The 17,233-nt window shown below is 48.2% G+C and carries 20 protein-coding genes; 16 read left to right on the top strand and 4 right to left on the bottom strand.

From position 1 onward, the window contains the following. Positions 1–6 precede the first annotated feature (6 nt). The 3 genes from A1sIIB60_RS02750 (at position 7) to A1sIIB60_RS02740 (ending at position 1,352) form a co-directional block, all read left to right on the top strand. Positions 7–495 (top strand): YbaK/EbsC family protein, encoded by a 489-nt coding sequence (locus A1sIIB60_RS02750; RefSeq protein ID WP_095689035.1) that lies wholly within the window; start codon positions 7–9, stop codon positions 493–495. 4 nt (positions 496–499) lie between these two features. Continuing rightward, positions 500–886, top strand: a complete 387-nt coding sequence (locus tag A1sIIB60_RS02745; RefSeq protein WP_095689034.1) for a hypothetical protein — start codon at positions 500–502, stop codon at positions 884–886. Positions 887–962: 76 nt separating this feature from the next. Next, positions 963–1,352 (top strand): VOC family protein, encoded by a 390-nt coding sequence (locus A1sIIB60_RS02740; protein ID WP_095689033.1) that lies wholly within the window; start codon positions 963–965, stop codon positions 1,350–1,352. Here the strand turns inward: A1sIIB60_RS02740 and A1sIIB60_RS02735 are convergent. Next, entirely contained in the window at positions 1,329–1,727 is a 399-nt protein-coding gene (locus A1sIIB60_RS02735) for an arsenate reductase ArsC (protein ID WP_095689032.1), read from the bottom strand. The two genes, A1sIIB60_RS02740 and A1sIIB60_RS02735, sit on opposite strands and share 24 nt — an antisense overlap. Then, positions 1,728–2,417, bottom strand: a complete 690-nt coding sequence (locus A1sIIB60_RS02730) for an aquaporin (protein ID WP_095689031.1) — start codon at positions 2,415–2,417, stop codon at positions 1,728–1,730. A 60-nt stretch (positions 2,418–2,477) separates the two neighbouring features. Between A1sIIB60_RS02730 and A1sIIB60_RS02725 the strand changes: the two genes are divergently transcribed. Genes A1sIIB60_RS02725 through A1sIIB60_RS02705 form a run of 5 tightly spaced genes read left to right on the top strand, consistent with a single transcriptional unit; the run spans position 2,478 to position 7,396 of the window. Beyond that, positions 2,478–3,269, top strand: coding sequence for an alpha/beta fold hydrolase (locus A1sIIB60_RS02725; RefSeq protein WP_223298723.1), 792 nt, complete (start codon positions 2,478–2,480; stop codon positions 3,267–3,269). Next, entirely contained in the window at positions 3,266–3,943 is a 678-nt protein-coding gene (locus A1sIIB60_RS02720; protein WP_095689029.1) for a spheroidene monooxygenase, read from the top strand. Before A1sIIB60_RS02725 ends, A1sIIB60_RS02720 begins: the two co-directional genes overlap by 4 nt. Positions 3,944–3,982: 39 nt before the next feature. Then, positions 3,983–4,786, top strand: coding sequence for a carotenoid biosynthesis protein (locus tag A1sIIB60_RS02715; protein WP_095689028.1), 804 nt, complete (start codon positions 3,983–3,985; stop codon positions 4,784–4,786). A 25-nt stretch (positions 4,787–4,811) separates the two neighbouring features. Beyond that, positions 4,812–5,882 (top strand): glycosyltransferase family 2 protein, encoded by a 1,071-nt coding sequence (locus A1sIIB60_RS02710; protein WP_223298722.1) that lies wholly within the window; start codon positions 4,812–4,814, stop codon positions 5,880–5,882. Continuing rightward, positions 5,879–7,396 (top strand): phytoene desaturase family protein, encoded by a 1,518-nt coding sequence (locus tag A1sIIB60_RS02705; protein WP_223298721.1) that lies wholly within the window; start codon positions 5,879–5,881, stop codon positions 7,394–7,396. Before A1sIIB60_RS02710 ends, A1sIIB60_RS02705 begins: the two co-directional genes overlap by 4 nt. Here the strand turns inward: A1sIIB60_RS02705 and A1sIIB60_RS02700 are convergent. Together A1sIIB60_RS02700 and metF are read right to left on the bottom strand one after the other, a co-directional pair. Next, positions 7,346–7,978, bottom strand: coding sequence for a CDP-alcohol phosphatidyltransferase family protein (locus A1sIIB60_RS02700; protein ID WP_095689026.1), 633 nt, complete (start codon positions 7,976–7,978; stop codon positions 7,346–7,348). The two genes, A1sIIB60_RS02705 and A1sIIB60_RS02700, sit on opposite strands and share 51 nt — an antisense overlap. Then, on the bottom strand, positions 7,975–8,844 hold the full coding sequence (gene metF, locus A1sIIB60_RS02695) for a methylenetetrahydrofolate reductase [NAD(P)H] (RefSeq protein WP_095689025.1): 870 nt from the start codon (positions 8,842–8,844) through the stop codon (positions 7,975–7,977). Before metF ends, A1sIIB60_RS02700 begins: the two co-directional genes overlap by 4 nt. 34 nt (positions 8,845–8,878) lie before the next feature. Between metF and A1sIIB60_RS02690 the strand changes: the two genes are divergently transcribed. From A1sIIB60_RS02690 to A1sIIB60_RS02655, 8 genes are all read left to right on the top strand, one after another. Further along, positions 8,879–9,964, top strand: a complete 1,086-nt coding sequence (locus A1sIIB60_RS02690) for a polyprenyl synthetase family protein (protein WP_223298720.1) — start codon at positions 8,879–8,881, stop codon at positions 9,962–9,964. Beyond that, on the top strand, positions 9,965–11,449 hold the full coding sequence (gene crtI / locus A1sIIB60_RS02685; protein ID WP_095689023.1) for a phytoene desaturase family protein: 1,485 nt from the start codon (positions 9,965–9,967) through the stop codon (positions 11,447–11,449). Then, entirely contained in the window at positions 11,450–12,355 is a 906-nt protein-coding gene (locus tag A1sIIB60_RS02680; RefSeq protein ID WP_095689022.1) for a phytoene/squalene synthase family protein, read from the top strand. Between the two features lie 99 nt (positions 12,356–12,454). Next, the gene (gene pnuC, locus A1sIIB60_RS02675) at positions 12,455–13,045 is read left to right on the top strand and encodes a nicotinamide riboside transporter PnuC (RefSeq protein ID WP_095689021.1); all 591 of its coding nucleotides are present in this window, start codon (positions 12,455–12,457) and stop codon (positions 13,043–13,045) included. Further along, positions 13,011–13,547 (top strand): uridine kinase family protein, encoded by a 537-nt coding sequence (locus A1sIIB60_RS02670; protein ID WP_095689020.1) that lies wholly within the window; start codon positions 13,011–13,013, stop codon positions 13,545–13,547. The genes pnuC and A1sIIB60_RS02670 overlap by 35 nt, the downstream gene beginning before the upstream one ends. A gap of 10 nt (positions 13,548–13,557) precedes the next feature. Then, entirely contained in the window at positions 13,558–15,504 is a 1,947-nt protein-coding gene (pknB, locus tag A1sIIB60_RS02665; RefSeq protein WP_095689019.1) for a Stk1 family PASTA domain-containing Ser/Thr kinase, read from the top strand. A 4-nt stretch (positions 15,505–15,508) separates the two neighbouring features. Further along, positions 15,509–16,366 carry a deoxyribonuclease IV gene (locus A1sIIB60_RS02660; RefSeq protein ID WP_095689018.1) on the top strand — a complete coding sequence of 286 codons (858 nt, stop codon included), beginning with the start codon at positions 15,509–15,511 and terminating at the stop codon, positions 16,364–16,366. Beyond that, a complete protein-coding gene (locus tag A1sIIB60_RS02655; RefSeq protein WP_095689017.1) occupies positions 16,363–17,223 on the top strand; it encodes a DMT family transporter in 861 nt (286 codons plus the stop codon). Before A1sIIB60_RS02660 ends, A1sIIB60_RS02655 begins: the two co-directional genes overlap by 4 nt. Positions 17,224–17,233 lie beyond the last annotated feature (10 nt).

Here is a 17,233-nt window from a genome sequence, read left to right as displayed (position 1 = left end):
GCAACTATGGAAGGCATCCTCGAAAAGGCAGCGGTAAAACGCTTTATTCAAGCAGCCACCAACCTTGGCGTTAAAGGACAAGTAACTGTTCTTGCTGAGACCGCCCGAACTGCAGTCGATGCCGCCAATGGTTTAGGAATTGAAGTTGGGCAGATCGCCTCTTCTCTTATCTTCAAACTTCCTTCAGGCAATCCCCTATTGATCATCACCAGTGGTCGCCACCGCGTTAATACTGATTTAGTTGCGAAGAATTTAGGTATCGCCGAACTTGGTCGCGCAGATGCCAATTATGTAAAAGAAATTTCTGGTTATTCAGTAGGTGGAGTTGCACCACTTGGTTGGATTAGCCAACCCGAGAAGATTCTGATTGATCAAGCGTTAAATGATTATGAAGTTGTCTGGGCAGCATCTGGACACCCGCATGCGGTCTACCCAACTAGTTACGCCGAATTAATTACTTGCACGGGCGCCACCCCAATGGTTGTAGGAGACTAGTTAAATGAGGAACAAAACTTTTGTAACTGCAGTTTTTGCTTCTTTTGCCTGGAACCTATATCTCGTTGGCGGTGTGATGCTGGGTGCTTCTTACGCACTTGATCGCGCAGCTGGTGGCCAATTTGAGGTTTTTCCATCCTACTTAAGATTTATTTACATTTTAAATTTTGCTCTAATTACCTATCAGGTAGTGATTTTTACTCGCTTCGCCTACGGCCTAGCAATTAAGCCAAAATGGATAGTTAAAGCTTTTCTAATTCTCGGAGCCTTGGGAATTCTGGCTAATGCAGCATCTCGAAGCGCTAATGAGCGTTGGAACGTTATCCCTGCATTAATAATTACATTTGCTTTTTATCGAATTTTAAAATCCGACACAAAAGAACAGAAATAACGGCGAAGGTACTTTTAGTGCGAGCCCAAGATCAAACATCAAAGAGCGCTTCCGCAATGGTTGTTGGGGATTAAAAATGCTTACTTTAGGAATGGTCGCAATTGTCGTAGACGATTATGACGTAGCGATTGCACACTATGTAAATGATTTGGGCTTCACTCTGATCGAAGATACCGTGCTAACTCCTGAAAAACGTTGGGTTGTAGTCGCACCTGGTGACACGGGTGGAAAGATTTTGCTGGCAAAAGCAGCAAATGAGGCGCAGATAGCTGCAATAGGAAACTCAACAGGTGGTCGAGTTGGATTCTTTATGTACACAACTAATTTTAATGAAACATACGAACTATATAAATCTCGCGGGATCGAATTTGCCGAAACTCCGCGACAGGAAAGTTTTGGTCAAGTAGTTGTTTTCAAGGATAAGTATGGAAATAAGTGGGATTTAATCGAGAAGCTCGGCCAATAACTTTTCTACTCGAGCTTTGATCTCATCTCGAATTACACGCACTGGCTCAATCCCCTGTCCCGCAGGATCTTCAAGTACCCAATCCTCATAACGCTTACCGGGATAGAACGGACAGACATCGCCGCAGCCCATGGTGATAACCGCATCTGACTCTTGTACAGCCTCAGTTGTTAATACTTTTGGAGTGTTATTTGCGATATCTATTCCGACCTCAGCCATCGCTGCAACGGCAACTGGGTTAATGGAATCTTTTGGAGCAGAACCGGCAGAGAGTACTTCTACACGTCCCTGCCCGAGTTCGCGCATAAAGCCCGCCGCCATCTGTGAGCGACCGGCATTGTGTACGCATACAAAGAGAACTGTTGGTTTGCTCATTTACTTCTCGTTTCCTGTTTCATTTGGGGAATTTATAAATTTGGTTAGAGCTAGACCTAGGACAGCGCCCAAAATCTGCGCCGCGATGAAAGGAGCAACAGAACTTGGTGCGATACCAGCGAATGTATCTGAGAGAGTTCTGGCCACAGTCACCACTGGATTGGCAAAGCTCGTTGATGAAGTGAAGAAATAAGCTGCTGATATGTAAGCGCCGACAAGAACTGGAATCTTCGCCTCGCTCTTTTGCGCGATTGCGGTAAATATAATGAAGACTAGGCCAGCGGTTGCCAGAATTTCGCTCACGAAGAGTTCAGCGCCAGTTCGGTCTTTCTGGGAAATTTCGATTATTGGTAAGTTAAAGATGAAGTTAGCAAGTGCAACGCCAATTACCGCACCAAACAACTGAGCCGCCAGGTAGGCGGCAGCAAGAGCTGCTGTGATGTTCTTCTTGAACAACTGGATTGCAGTCACAACTGGGTTGAAATGGGCGCCGCTAATCGGGCCAAGCAAGGTGATCAAGATGTAGAGAATTAATCCGGTTGCCGCTGAGTTAATTGTTAACTGCACACCAACATCTTTTGAAAGATTGGTAGCCATTACGCCAGAGCCGATAACGACCAACAAAAGAGTCGCAGTACCAACTGCCTCGGCGATGGTTTTTCTCAAATTCACATGGCTATCATCGGCCATAGATGAACAGGTAATAACCAGCGCCACGGAGTAATATCTGAATTTAAGATGAACCTTTCTATGCAACTCCTCCCATCTGAGGCCGAATCAGCGCCTCATATTGTGCTGGTTCATGGGATGGGCTCGGCAGCAACAGCCTGGAAGCCCCTTACCCCGTTACTGCAGCGAAGTTACAACGTCATCACTATTGATCTCCCTGGCCATGGAAAAACTCCTATGGATAAAACCATGTCGATGGATCCGCATGCATTGGCCAATTTAGTTGTTAAGGAAGTCGGGCGAGAATTTCAAGTTAACGAGTTTGATCTTGTTGGAAATTCTTGGGGTGGCTGGATTGCACTTGAAATGGCCGCCGCACATCCGCAAACGGTTAAGAGCGTTGTTGCCCTTGCCCCTGCTGGATTCTGGTTGGCAACATTTGTGCAGCGATATCCGGGCACTTCAACGCTTCGTTATTTGGCGAAGAATTCTGCGCCGCTTGCGCCTACATTTTTAAAGTATGAGTGGTCGCGGAAGTTAGGTTTTGAATCGGTTAGTCCGCGTTGGCGCGAATTTTCTACAGAGCTTTGCTTAGATGCAACTTTGGCGATGGCTAATTCCCCGGGTTATTTTCCAGCTTGGGATGGAATGCTAAATAAGCGTTTTGATTCGAAGGTAGATTCCTCGATTCCAGTGACGATTATCTTTGGAGATTCAGATAAAACTCTGCCAGCGACAACCTGCCAAGAACGCCTAATGGCACCTGCGCACGCGCAATGGAAAATATTTGCAGAATGTGGCCATGCTCCAATGTGGGATCACCCGCAGGAGGTTGCCGCAGAGATATTTGCTGTAGCAGGTATTAATAGATGAACAATGAACTTGTCACAGTTATTTATTTCTGGAAGATAACGCAGCGCAAATTAGGTTTCGCACTTCTGCGGATGGCGCTAGATCGTGGCGGCCTTCGCAGAATGAAGGGCGTGCGTTTTGCCAAGATGCTTGGTGCGGGAAAAGGTGAAACATTTACCCCGCGCGATGCTGATATAACTCGCTGGGGTGCGCTAGTTGTTATTGAACAATCTCAATTGGCTGCGCTAGATAGCTCAAAGTTAATTAAGCGCTGGCGGAAAAATAGCAGCGAAGAAGTTCGATATCTCGTTGATCCGATTTCATCTCATGGTTTATGGGCCAAGGTAAATCCCTTTGACTACGTAAAGAGCGCTGGTGATGGTGAAGTTGTTGCGATTACACGCGCTCGAATCAAGTGGGCCCAAAATGTGCGTTTCTGGAAAGCCGTTCCACCAGTAACTTCGAGTCTGCATTCATCTCCTGGTTTATTGCAGACCATCGGAATTGGTGAAGCTCCGATAGGTCTGCAAGGAACTTTTTCACATTGGCGCTCTGGCGCAGATTTAAGAAACTTTGCTTACAAGGGCGCCGCCCACCAAGAAGCGATTGCAGCCACTGAACGCCATGCTTGGTATGCCGAAGAACTCTTTGCACGCTTTTCTGTGCGCGATATCCGCGGTTCGCTTAATAAATAGAGGTATTTCTGGGAGCGATTACTAGGGCAGAATTAGCCCATGTCGATTCGTCATTACAACCCCCGCAGGCGCCACCGCCGCGGTATCTCGGATCGCTCCCGCCTCTTTCTCTATCTGGTGCTTGGCGTTGCTCTGCTCTTACAAGTTTCCTATCCACTTCTTGAAGGTGAAACGCTTCGCGTTGTAACTATTGCAACTGTTTATTGGGGCGCCGGCGCCATGGTGCTACATGCGCTGTTGTCATACGGTGCACGTTATGCGTTTACATATTTAGCTATTGCGCTAACTTTTGGTTTCTTTATTGAATTAATTGGCGTCTCTACTGGCTGGCCATTTGGAGTCTATTCATATGACCCATCACTTGGTCCGCAATTAATTAGCGTTCCACTTGTTGTGCCATTTGCATGGGCGATGATCGCGCATCCAGTCTTATGTGTTGCGCGCCGAGTGACTAAGAACTGGGTGTTTCTCTACGGTGGCTTTGGAATGATGGCCTATGACTTATTCCTTGATCCGCAGATGGTTAGTGGTGGTCGTTGGACTTGGGAGGTAACTGGCTCACATGTTCCCTTCACCCCTGAAATTCCACTCTCAAATGCATTTGGATGGTTGTTATCTGGCATGGCTTTAATTGCAGTTCTGCACTTAGTTCTACCGCGCGATCGCCGCAAGCAGAGCGCGAGTTACACGGCAGTTGATTTCTTCTTAATCTGGACTTGGTTTGGCGGCATCGTTTCAAATCTATTCTTCTTTGATCGCCCAGGTATCGCATTCTTATTCGGAACGGTTTATGGCGCCTTCCTTGCACCGTATCTCTTCTCACGCTGGCTCGGGCGCCCTTAACAGTTTAACTTGTATCGAATAAATCGTGCTAACTAACTTAATTTTCTTTGCATCCGTTGCTCTACTCTGGCTAGCCGTCGCAAACTTCTTTACGATCCGCCGCCCCGCACCTGCTGCAGAACGCAGTGAATCTGTAACTATTTTGATTCCGGTGCGGAATGAAGCGGAAAACATCGCAGATCTAGTACTTAGCCTGCAGGCACAACAGTTCTTGAATAAGTCAGAGATCATCTTCATCAACGACTCATCCACCGATGACACAGCAGACAAGTTGCAGGAAGCCAAAGATGGTGGCGCTCAAATTAAAGTTATCAACGCCCCTGAACTTCTAGATGGTTGGCTAGGTAAACCATGGGCGTTGCAGCAGGGATATTTGCAGGCTAAGGGTGAAATCGTTGTAACTCTTGATGCAGATGTTCGTTTAACGTCAACCGCTATTGCACAAGCCATTGCAATGCTGGGCGATCGCTCATTTATCTCGCCGTATCCACGTCAGATCGCTAAGACTTTTTCAGAACGATTGATTCAACCGCTACTGCAATGGTCATGGATGAGCACAGTGCCTTTGCGCGTTGCCGAGAAATCTACGCGCACTTCTTTAGCAGTTGCCAACGGACAATTCTTTCTGGTGCGCAAAAGCGCGTTGGACCAAATCGGCGGATTTACTGCGATCGCTGCAGAAGTTCTCGACGACATGGAACTTGCTCGCGCGCTGATTAAATCAGGCGCATTTGGTGGAGTCGCAGATGGTTCATCGCTGGCGCAGACCCGCATGTATAAAAACTTCTCTGAAATCAAAGCTGGGTATGGAAAATCTCTCTGGAAAGCATTCGGCAGTCAGAGCGGCAGCGCAGCTGCGATTGCATTTCTATTTATTACTGGCATCGCTCCAGTAATTGCCTGGTTTGGTGGCCATCCCCTGGGCTTCTTCGCCTACCAATTTGTAGTTATAACCCGCGCACTTAGCGCAGCGCGTTCGCGCGGGCGAATCCTAGATTCAATTCTGCATCCGATTTCTTGTGCGATCTTGATCTATTTAATTATCTACAGTTGGCGCGCTCGTGGGGTTGTTGCATGGAAAGGTCGCACCCTGTGAGCAGAGTAAGTGGAATTAAACCTGCTGTTGCTGTAATCGGTGCCGGCATGGGCGGAATGACAACTGCAGCGCGTTTAGCAAAGGCTGGCCACCAAGTAACTGTCTATGAAGCATCTGATCGCCACGGTGGTAAGTGCCGCACAGAATGGATCGGAAATTACGCATTCGATACCGGCCCATCACTTTTAACTCTTCCTGCGGTCTATCGCGATTTCTTTCAGCGCACCGGTGAAGTCATGGGTCGAGTTCTAGAGCTAGTTCCCGTTAATCCATCATTTGATTACCGTTTTGCCGATGGCAAGTCAGTTAAGTTTGCCAACTTATCTCGCAAAGAGACTCTGGCGGCAATCACTGAATCGCTCGGCGCAGAAGCAGGGCAGGAGTGGGATCGCGTAATGCGCACTGCTGAGGCGATGTGGGATGTCTCGCGCGAACCATTTATCGAATCTGAACTGCGTTCTATTGCATCTCTTTTAAAGCGTCCAACGCTGCTTCGTGATTTACGAATCATTGCTCCCTGGAAAACTCTGCGCGGGCTAAAGATTAAAGATATTCATCTACGAAATATCTTGGATCGCTATGCAACATATAGCGGATCTGATCCGCGCGTTGCACCTGCGGTTCTGGCATCTATTGCCTTCGTTGAAGAAGCATTCGGGGCTTGGCACATTAAAGGCGGGGTTGGAAAGCTAGCCGATGCCGTTTATCAACGTTGCCTTGATCGCGGAGTTAAATTTGAATTCAACTCCCCCGTTGCTGCGATTAACCAGAATGGTAAATCTGTAACTGGCCTTTCACTTGGAGATGGCCGATCAATTGACTATGAAGTTGTCGTAGCAAACGCTGATGCTTCGCTGGTCTATAACAAGTTGATTTCAGGCAAAGTCTCTAAGTTAAAGCGCACCCGTAAGAACTTGGCCAAGGCTGAACCATCACTCGCTGGATTCTCACTTCTACTTGGACTTCGTCCCACTGATCAGCCAACAGGTTTATCGCATCACAATGTGTTCTTTCCCAAAGATTATGATGAAGAGTTTGAAGATATCTTCAGCCGTAAGGTGCCAGTTGAAGATCCAACGATTTATATCTGCGCGCCAAATGACGATGCGATGGTTAAACACCCCGGGCACGAAGCTTGGTTTGTGCTGGTTAATGCACCGCGCCATGGCGATAGCGATGGCTTTAACTGGAACGATAAAGATGCCAACCACCGCTATGCGATGAAGATTATCGATGCCATTGAAGCGCGCGGAATATCAGTTAGAGACCGCTTAGAAGTTTTGGAAATTCGCACACCTGCAGATCTCGAGCGCACAGTGATGGCGCCAGGTGGATCGATCTATGGCACTTCCAGCAACGGAGCGCGTTCGGCATTTTTGCGCGCCAAGAATCGTTCTCCATTAAAGGGTTTGTACTGCGTTGGTGGATCGGCTCATCCAGGTGGAGGCTTACCTTTAGTTGGGCTAAGCGCTGAAATTGTTGCGCAAGCAGTTGTAGGCCCAACGACCCACTAGGTAGAAGCTAAATATTTGAAGTGCGGCGAGAACTGCCATAACTACAACGACTAAATTAAGACCAATTGCATAGGCAACTAGCGCGATAAAGATAAAACTGGCGCGAACTGGTCGTTCTGCAGGTGTAACTACTCCAACATCTTTGATTCCTAAACCACCTAAACGGGCACGCGCATATTCTTGAGTAGATGCAATTACATAGGTAATCAGTACCAACCAGGCAGGTGCGCCGATGCGATAGGCGACATAGAACCAGAGCGCCTCGCTGATGCGATCGGCAACTGAATCCAGAATCGCACCGAATTGGCTCTCGCGGTTCTGATAAATAGCAACGCTGCCATCAATGCCGTCGGCGTAAAGCGAAAGTACAAGCAGCGGAATCGCCCAGAGCGATAGTGGATTAACTGCCATCGCAACCGCAAAAACAATTCCTAGCAGCGTGAGTAAGTTCGGAGTTAAGCGCAGTGCTGAAACGAATTTAGCTGATGCAAATGAGATCTTGAGCCAAGCCTTAACAATTCCCTTTATCTCAGCGTTACCGTGGAGCGCGCTCCACTTGGCGAAAAAATCGGTCTGGTTCATCCGCGTTTCTTATCTTTGATCTGCTCAAATATTTCGCGTGTTGCCGAAGAAGTATTCATTGTGTAGAAGTGAAGACCCGGCACGCCTGCATCCAGTAAATCTTCACAGAGGCCTGTGGCGATTTCTACGCCTAACTTACGGACATCATCTGGTGAATCTTTCAGCGCTTCAAAACGCGCAGCGATAGCCGGTGGAATCGGTGTGCCGCTTAACTCGGCCATACGATTTAACTGCGCAACATTTGTGACCGGCAATATGCCTGCGATGATCGGCAGTTTTGAGCCACGTGCTGATAAGCGATCGACGAGCGCTCTCCATTTATCTACTTCGAAGAAGAACTGTGTTGTTGCAAATGATGCACCGGCTTTTTCTTTACGGAGCAGAACTTCAATATCTTCATCGAAATTTAACCCTGATGCGGGATGTCCATCGGGGAATGCGGCAACGCCAATTGTGAATCCGCCGACTTCAGCAGCGAGCGTTACTAATTCGTCGGCGTGATTTAAACCGCCAGGTGTTGGCGTCCAAGGCGCACGCGGTCCCCCGGTTGGATCTCCACGAAGGGCGAGAATGTTATGGATTCCAGATTGCTTATAGCGAGCTAAAATTTCGATTAACTCATCGCGCGTGGAACCAACGCAAGTTAAGTGCGCAACTGTTGGAATATGGGTGCGCTGCGTTATCTCGGAAGTTATCCGAATCGTGCGATCGCGGGTTGTGCCACCTGCACCATAAGTAACTGAGATGAAATCAGGAGCAATTGGCTCAAGGGCGCGCATAGCGCTCCATAGGCGTTCTTCACCTTCTGGGTCTTTCGGAGGAAAGAACTCGAAGGAGTAAGTAACGCCTTCGCCGATCTCCTTCATGCGCATCTCCACGCGGTCAGGGTACCGTTGCGCCGTGGTTAACGATGCACGTGGCACGCTTTTAGCGGTACGCGAGACGGTTCAAAGCGAACTAACTTCTTATCTGACCTTGCAGCGCGAATATTTAAGTGGCATCGGCTCTGAGTTAATCCCAGTATGCGATGCCCTCGAATCTTTCTTGCTTGAAGGTGGGAAGCGCCTTCGCCCACTCTTTGCATATGCCGGCTTTGCGGCAACTGGCAAGGTTGCAACCGCTGCCGATATTCGCGCATTCACCAGCCTCGAACTATTGCAAGCATGTGCGCTTATCCATGATGACTTAATGGATCGTTCAGATACTCGCCGCGGAAAACCTGCGATACATCGCCACTTTGAGAACTTGCATCAACAAGAAGCGATGAGCGGTTTGGCAGATCAATTTGGTGAAGCAGCAGCAGTACTTCTCGGCGACTTAGCTTTAGTTTGGTCAGATCATTTACTTCATACCTCTGGTGTTGAAAATAGCGCGCTCTTATCGGCGCTAAAGGTGCATGATGAGATGCGCATCGAACTTATGGCGGGACAGTATTTAGATGTTCGTGAAGCCGGTGAACGTTCTCCTAGCGTTGATCGCTCACTTCGCATTGCCCGTTACAAATCTGGAAAGTACACAATTGAACGCCCACTGCATTTAGGTGCATCACTTGCGATTACCGATGAGGCAGAACGAAAAGATTTAACAAATATCTTGAGCGCATATGGTCTGCCACTTGGTGAGGCATTCCAATTGCGTGATGACATGCTCGGAATCTTTGGCGATCCATCTGTTACCGGTAAGCCAGCCGGCGATGATATTCGTGAAGGCAAGCGCACTGTTTTGATGGCGATGACGCTAGAGCGCGCAGACCAAGCAAGTGGCGCCAAGATCACCGCCGCTTTAGGCCGCGAAGATCTAACCGCCGATCAAATCGAAGAAATTCGTGCCCTTATTACCGCAACGGGCGCAGTTAAAGTTGTCGAAGATCTCATCGAGGGGCTTCTTTCCAACGCGCTAACTGCGGCAAACTCTGATGAAATTGACCCTTCAGCCCGCGAGTTACTCGTTGAACTCGCAACTAGCGCAACTCGTAGGAGCCATTAAATGCCGGCAAAGGTAAAGGGACCAACTGATCACGTAGTCGTAGTTGGTGCAGGACTTGCTGGGTTAAGCGCTGCACTTCGCTTAGCGGGCGCAGGTCGCAAAGTAACGGTCGTAGAACGCGAATCTGTTCCGGGCGGTCGCAACGGTTTGCTAGAAAAAGATGGCTACTCATTTGATACCGGTCCATCTGTTTTAACTATGCCTTCGCTAATTCAAGATGCCTTTAGCTGCGTCGGTGAAGATATGAAGGATTGGCTAGAGCTTTCACCGCTTAAGCCGCTGTATCGCGCTTTTTATCACGATGGTTCGCAGATCGATGTCCATGCCAATACCGCTGAGATGGAAGAAGAGATCCGTCGCACAGTTAGCGCCGAAGAAGCCCTGGGCTACCGCCGTTACGTAGATTTCGTAACCAAGCTATACAAGTACGAGATGAACGATTTCATCGATCGCAATATCGATTCTCCATTTAATTTGTTGACCCCCAACTTGGCACGCTTGATCGCACTCGGTGGATTTAGAAAACTTTCTCCAAAAGTAAATCAATTCCTTAAAGATCCACGCCTGCAGAAGGTTTACTCATTCCAGGCTATGTATGCAGGCGTCAGCCCACAACAGGCGCTAGCAATCTATGCAGTTATTGCTTATATGGATTCAGTAAATGGGGTCTTCTTTCCTAAGGGTGGAATGCATGCTGTACCTCGCGCACTTGCTGCTGCTGCGCAAAAGCATGGCGTAACTTTCAAATACAGCACCACTGTCACTCGTCTAGAAGTTGAGAACGGGCGCGCTAAAGCGGTTATCACCGATAAGGGCGAACGCATCGAATGCGATGTGGTTGTCATGAACCCAGATCTACCCGTTGTTTGGCGCGATCTACTTGGCAAAACTCCGTTAAACATTAAGCGCCTTAAGTACTCACCGTCTTGTGCGACTTTGCTAGTTGGTTCTTCTCAGAAGTATGACCACGTCGCTCACCACAATATTCACTTCGGAAAATCTTGGGATGGCGTCTTTGATGAGCTAATCAAGAAAAAGACCTTGATGTCTGATCCTTCAGTACTGGTGACTATTCCGACTAAGGATGATGCAGCTCTTGCCCCAGCCGGCAAAGAGAGTTACTACATTCTCTATCCGACTCCAAACTTGGATGCCGATATTGACTGGAAGACCCAAGCGCGGCCATATCGAGATCACATGATTAAGACTCTAGAAGATCGCGGTTACACCGGCTTTGGCGATTCAATAGAAACCGAAGTAATGACCACGCCACTTGATTGGCAAGCACAAGGCATGGAACGCGGCGCACCGTTTGCCAGCGCACATACCTTCTTCCAGACCGGACCATTCCGTCCCCGCAATATCGCAGCTGGTTTTGAAAATGTCGTCTTTGCCGGTTCAGGTACACAACCAGGCGTTGGCGTTCCGATGGTTTTGATTTCTGGACGCTTAGCGGCAGAGCGAATCGTAGGTCCGGTTAAGTAAGTGAGTGAGTTAAACGCTGCAGGGATTACCGATCCTGAACTTCGCGCATCCTATGCAGAGTGCAAACGGCTTAACTCGCTACATGGCAAGACTTACTATCTCGCAACTCTTTTATTACCAGCGAGCAAGCGCCCATTTGTTCACGCACTTTATGGCTTTGCACGTTATGCCGATGAGATTGTCGATGATTTAGCCTCAACGCTAACGGCACAAGAAAAAGCCAAAGTTCTGCGCGCATGGAGTTCCGATGTACTGCGCGGTTTAGAAACAGGTAAGAGTTCGGATCTCGTTGGTCGTGCGCTTATAGATACGGTGCAGCGCTTTGATATCCCCCACCAACATTTCGTAGATTTCTTGCACTCCATGGAGATGGATCTAACCGTTACTGAATATCAAACCTTTGATGATCTATACGAGTACGTATATGGATCTGCCGCAGTGATTGGTCTGCAGATGGTGCCGATCTTGGGCGGAGATACTGTTAATTCTTTAGAAGCAGCAAAGAATCTGGGCGTTGCCTTCCAGCTCGCTAACTTTATTCGCGATGTTGGCGAAGATTTAGACCGCGGCCGCGTTTACCTGCCGCTACAAGAACTTGCCGAACATGGCGTAACTCGCCAAATGTTGGAAGCGCGCAAGTTAACTCCTGAAATTATTAGCGCACTTAAGTTTCAGATCGCTCGCGTTCGCCAACTACAGAAGGCTGCCGAACCAGGTATTGCGCTACTAGATAAGACCAGCCAGCCATGTATCCGCGCAGCAAGTGAGTTGTACTGTGGAATCGTTGATGAGGTAGAAAAAATTGGTTATGACATCTTCAATAAGCGCGCCAAGACTTCGACAGCTCGCAGAGCGCGAGTGGCTTTCGCGGCTTATATAAGCGCCGTTGCAGCGCGTTTGCGCTAAAGTAAATCTCGCGGGAGCCGCTGAAACGGCTGAGAGGATCTGAAATTCAGATCGACCGCTTGACCCGTCCGGTAATGCGGATGCGGAAAGGGTAAAACTATGTCATCTACATTTTTAACTATTTGGGGATACGAACTGTCTTATCTCGAACTAATCGCGGTAATGGCCTCTTTCATCGGAGTTGCACTTGGCATAACCGGTAAACGAATTACTTGGCCCTGGTGGGCGCTAAGTTCAGTTCTCTACGGAATTCTCTTCTTCCAATGGGAGCTCTACGCCAGCGCGGCGCTGCAAATCGTATTTATCATCGCTGCAATTGCAGGTTGGTTTGGATGGGAACCAAGTGGCGCAAAGCCTGGAAGATTGAAGAGCAGCCATCGCGCATATGTTTTAGTAGCAATCATCTTGGCAACGTTGGCGCTGGCACCGCTACTTAAATACTGGGGTGCGGCATCAACTTACGCTGATGCGATTCTCTTCTTCGGTTCACTTTCTGCACAAATCTTGATGGTCTATCAAAAGTTTGAAAGTTGGATTATCTGGTTGGTCGTAGATGCTGGATATGTAGCACTTTATGCATCACAGGATTTACTCTTTACTTCAGTGCTTTATATTACTTTCACAGTGCTAGCGGCTATGGGATGGAGCAAATGGTATGGAGCTCATCGCAGCGCTAGCCGATCTCTGTAAGGAGAAGTCGCGGCCGGTCATTGCAATTGATGGGCCAGCTGGGGCAGGGAAAACAACCTTGGCCCATGAAATTTTCTTAGCCCTAAGTAACAAGATGTCTGTACAAGTTATTCATATGGATGACTTGTACGACGGCTGGGATAACGCTCTATCGAAAGACCTTTCCACGATTCTGCAATACCTAGTAAGCCAACATGAAGCGAAAGCTCCCGCCAAAATTCAAAGGTATAACTGGGAGAGTTCTTCCTTCGGCGAAAGTGAAGAACTGCCGGTTAGCGATCTCCTAATTCTCGAGGGAGTTGGTTGCGGAGATAAAGAGTTGCAGGATCGATTTGCAGCTCTAATCTGGATGGAGATTGACCCCGCAGATGGCTTAAAACGTGTATTAGATCGCGATGGCGCGCAGATGCATGAGCAGATGCAAAAGTGGCTTGGAACACAAGCCGAATATTTCTTACAACACTCAACGCGCGAAAAGGCAGATTTCATTCTCACTACCTAAAATTGCAGATATGTCCGATCTAACTGGCGAGCTAATTGATGGGCGCTATCAGCTCCTTCGCCAGATGGCGGCAGGTGGCATGGCAACAATTTATGAGGCAGTTGATACCCGCTTAGATCGCAAAGTTGCCGTAAAAATCATGCATCCCCATCTTGCACAGGATGAACAATTTGTAGAACGCTTTATTCGCGAAGCCAAAGCATCAGCTGCGCTTTCTCATCCCAACATTGTTTCGGTACAAGATCAAGGGTGGAATCAGAACGGAACGCCTGCGGTTTTTCTGGTGATGGAGATGGTCGAGGGCCACACCCTTCGTGAATATTTAAATGAGCAGGGCTCGCTCTCGGTTGCTAACGGAATTCAATTTCTCTTACCTGTCTTAAGCGCACTAGCCGCAGCGCATAAAGTTGGAATCGTTCATCGCGATATCAAACCAGAAAATATCCTGATCTCTAAAGAAGGACGTATCAAGATCGCTGACTTTGGTTTAGCGAAGGGGCCGCTACTTGGCACAACGATGACCGCTGAATCCAGCGTCATACTCGGCAGCGTTTCATACCTATCCCCCGAGCAAGTTCAACGCGGAATTGCAGATGCACGTAGCGATGTTTACTCCGCTGGAATTACCGCATTTGAAATATTTACTGGTGAGAAACCATTTGCAGGAGATGAACCAATACAGATCGCATATATGCACGTTAATGAACGCGTGCCTCTGATGAGCACAAAGAAGAACGGTATCCCTGCCGAACTAGATCAATTGATTCAGCGTGCTACAAATTCAGATCCAGATGGGCGCCCCAAAGATGCTGGCGAATTCCATGCCGCACTAAGCGCTATCGCACAATCACTTGACCCAAATCAGAGACAGATGAGTTTGGAGCTAGATATCCCTATTGCTCCGATGCGCCCGGCATCGAAGAAACCAAGTCGCCGTGAACGTGCGCGCGCCGAAAAGGAAAAGACTGTGTCGCTAAAGAAGAATCGTGAAGACTCAAATGAATTACCTGAAAAGGGAGAGCCGACAAAGCGCGAAACAACGGCGCAGATTAAAAAGCGTAAGAAGATAAGCAAGCGAGTTCGTCGTAATCGCTTTATCGCAGCCGGTCTGGCAATTTCACTAGGAATCTTCGGTTGGTATGCGCTCGTCGGTCCAGGTTCACGTGTTGTTGTGCCATCAATTGTCGGTGCGACAGAGAACCAAGCGTTAAGCGCGCTATCTCCTCTCGGATTAACGCTGGTGATCTCTGAAAAACGCTTTGATGAAGAAGTTGGCGATGGCCAGATTATCGAATCTGATCCTGCAGGTGGCGGCAAAGTTGATGCTGGCGGACAAGTAAAGGCGATTATCTCCAAAGGCCCAGAACGTTTTGTAATTCCGATGTTGGTTGGGCTCACGCCAGAGGCAGCGGTAAATCTTCTTGCAAAGTCTCCAATAAAAGTTGGCGAGTTAAAGGAAGTCTTTAACGATAGAACGCCTAGGGGATTTGTTATCTCATCAAGCCCTGCGCAAGGTGAGAAAGTTAAGCGCGATGCAATAGTTGATATCTTGGTAAGTAAGGGCGTAGAAACACTTGATGTCGTTTCCTATGTTGGAAAGTCCGCCGACCAAGCACTCAATGAATTGACTGAAGCTGGATTTGATGTAGAAACAATTGATCAATTTAGCGAAAGTGTTTTAGCGGGTGCCGTTATTAGCCAGGTTCCATCAGGCGGAGCACCGCTACCAAAGGGCGAGAAAATCGCCTTGACGATTTCTAAGGGATCGCAATTTGTATTTATCCCTAACGTCTTCTCACTTACTGAAGCAAAGGCTCGCGCTGCGCTTGCAGATCTAGAACTTAAAGTTGTTGTAAAGAAGATCGGTGCCAAGAAGGTCAAGTCGGTCACAAATATCGCTCCGAAGGTCGGCACGAAGGTTAAACGTGGCAGCACAGTTACGATCACAGTAGGGTAGGCAAATGCCAAAAACCTCACCGCGTATCGGTGCACATACTCCGACTACCGGTGGAATGGCTAAGCGCTCTATCGCATATGCCGAAACTATCGGCGCCGAAGCGATCCAGGTATTTACCTCTAATCCACGCGGCTGGGCAATGCCAGAGACCAACCATGAAGCAGATGCGTTATTTCGTGAAAAGGTAGCAGCGTTAGATCTTGAGGTTTATGTACACGCACCATTTCTAATCAATCTGGGTTCTCCAACTGAAGGAACTTATAAAAACTCACTGGCCTCTACCGAATTTTCACTAAAGCGCGGTAAAGAGATTGGTGCACATGGCGTTGTAGTTCATACCGGCTCAGCCGTTAATGAAGATTTTATTGATAAAGCGTGGAAGCAGATCCATAAAGGGATGATGCCGATCCTTAACGCGCTAACTGATGATGCTCCAATGTTGCTACTAGAACCAACTGCCGGCCAAGGACAATCACTTGTTAAGCGGTTAGAAGATCTGGAATATTACTTAAAGGCGCTGGAGTACCACCCTAAAGTCGGCATCTGTCTTGATACCTGCCATGTCTTTGCCGCAGGCCATGACATCGCTAAAAAAGGTGGCATGAAAGAGACTTTGGATTTACTTGTTGAAGTCGCTGGCGCCGAACGAATCCAATTAATCCACGCCAATGATTCGATGGATGTCTGCGGTGCGCTTAAAGATCGCCACCAAAATATCGGCGATGGTTTTATCGGCGTAGATCCCTTTAAAGAGTTACTAAAGCACCCGGCAGTTAAGAACGCTCCCCTAATTTTGGAGACACCCGGCATGGAACCAGAGCACGGTAAAGAGGTTGAACTTCTAAAAGGTTTACGTGGATGAGCGCGCGCCATCAACTCCAGTTAAAGCTTGCGCCTTGGGCGCTATTAGCGGTCTCAGCATCTTGGGGCGCAGCCTTCGTTTTGATGAAACCAGCGATCGAGCGCCAAGCAGTAAATAGTTTTCTAGCAACACGTTTTGTGGTGGCGGTTCTTGCGATGGTAATTCTGCGCCCAAGTGTCTTGCAGAAGTTAAATCGTGAATTAATTTTGAAAGGCTCACTAGCCGGTCTCTTCTTAGGCTCTGGTTATATATTCCAAACTCTCGGACTTGCTCGCACTGGGGCTGCAATTACAGGTTTTGTTACTGGACTCTACGTTGTTCTAACACCGCTCATTGCAGCGTTATTTTTAAAGGAGCGAATCAGAGCTTTTACCTGGTTCTGCGTTGTGCTGGCAACGATTGGCCTTGCGCTGCTTTCGCTACAAGGCTGGTCAGTCGGAGTTGGTGAAGCGCTCGTCTTCATTAGCGCTATCGCTTTTGCCGCGCATATCGTAACTTTGAGTAAATGGAGTTTAGGTTTAGATGCCTATGCACTTACCGTTGTTCAGCTCACAATTTGCGCGATCTTAACTGGCGTAATTTCTCTTGGACAAGGTTATGAAACACCGCCAGATGCTGGAGTTTGGGGCGTAGTAATTTTCACCGCGGTTGTTTGCACCGCAGTTGCCTTCATCGTACAAACTTGGTCGCAAGCCCATATGACTTCTACCAAGGTGGCAGTTATCTTGACGATGGAAGTTGTCTTCGCTGCGCTCTTCGCAGTTGTATTTGGTGGAGAATCTCTCTCACTTCAAGTCTCAATTGGCGGAATCTTGGTTGTGATCGCGATGTATTTGATCGTAATGAAAGAGGCGTGAGAGGCTTAGG

Origin of the sequence: Candidatus Planktophila lacus, from assembly GCF_002288385.1 — a bacterium.
GTDB lineage: Bacteria > Actinomycetota > Actinomycetes > Nanopelagicales > Nanopelagicaceae > Planktophila > Planktophila lacus_D.
The sequence above is the reverse complement of the archived record's forward strand: the minus strand, read 5'-3'. Positions and strand labels throughout refer to the sequence as shown.

What these genes read in the sequence shown, in the direction of transcription:
- A1sIIB60_RS02670 (WP_095689020.1), top strand. Translation starts at nt 13,011, where the DNA reads ATGGAGCTCATCGCAGCGCTAGCCGATCTCTGTAAGGAGAAGTCGCGG.
- A1sIIB60_RS02735 (WP_095689032.1), bottom strand. Translation starts at nt 1,727, where the DNA reads ATGAGCAAACCAACAGTTCTCTTTGTATGCGTACACAATGCCGGTCGC.
- metF (WP_095689025.1), bottom strand. Translation starts at nt 8,844, where the DNA reads ATGAAGGAGATCGGCGAAGGCGTTACTTACTCCTTCGAGTTCTTTCCT.
- A1sIIB60_RS02720 (WP_095689029.1), top strand. Translation starts at nt 3,266, where the DNA reads ATGAACAATGAACTTGTCACAGTTATTTATTTCTGGAAGATAACGCAG.
- A1sIIB60_RS02745 (WP_095689034.1), top strand. Translation starts at nt 500, where the DNA reads ATGAGGAACAAAACTTTTGTAACTGCAGTTTTTGCTTCTTTTGCCTGG.
- A1sIIB60_RS02750 (WP_095689035.1), top strand. Translation starts at nt 7, where the DNA reads ATGGAAGGCATCCTCGAAAAGGCAGCGGTAAAACGCTTTATTCAAGCA.
- crtI (WP_095689023.1), top strand. Translation starts at nt 9,965, where the DNA reads ATGCCGGCAAAGGTAAAGGGACCAACTGATCACGTAGTCGTAGTTGGT.
- A1sIIB60_RS02655 (WP_095689017.1), top strand. Translation starts at nt 16,363, where the DNA reads ATGAGCGCGCGCCATCAACTCCAGTTAAAGCTTGCGCCTTGGGCGCTA.
- A1sIIB60_RS02715 (WP_095689028.1), top strand. Translation starts at nt 3,983, where the DNA reads ATGTCGATTCGTCATTACAACCCCCGCAGGCGCCACCGCCGCGGTATC.
- A1sIIB60_RS02660 (WP_095689018.1), top strand. Translation starts at nt 15,509, where the DNA reads ATGCCAAAAACCTCACCGCGTATCGGTGCACATACTCCGACTACCGGT.
- pnuC (WP_095689021.1), top strand. Translation starts at nt 12,455, where the DNA reads ATGTCATCTACATTTTTAACTATTTGGGGATACGAACTGTCTTATCTC.
- A1sIIB60_RS02725 (WP_223298723.1), top strand. Translation starts at nt 2,478, where the DNA reads ATGCAACTCCTCCCATCTGAGGCCGAATCAGCGCCTCATATTGTGCTG.
- A1sIIB60_RS02740 (WP_095689033.1), top strand. Translation starts at nt 963, where the DNA reads ATGCTTACTTTAGGAATGGTCGCAATTGTCGTAGACGATTATGACGTA.
- A1sIIB60_RS02700 (WP_095689026.1), bottom strand. Translation starts at nt 7,978, where the DNA reads ATGAACCAGACCGATTTTTTCGCCAAGTGGAGCGCGCTCCACGGTAAC.
- pknB (WP_095689019.1), top strand. Translation starts at nt 13,558, where the DNA reads ATGTCCGATCTAACTGGCGAGCTAATTGATGGGCGCTATCAGCTCCTT.
- A1sIIB60_RS02730 (WP_095689031.1), bottom strand. Translation starts at nt 2,417, where the DNA reads ATGGCCGATGATAGCCATGTGAATTTGAGAAAAACCATCGCCGAGGCA.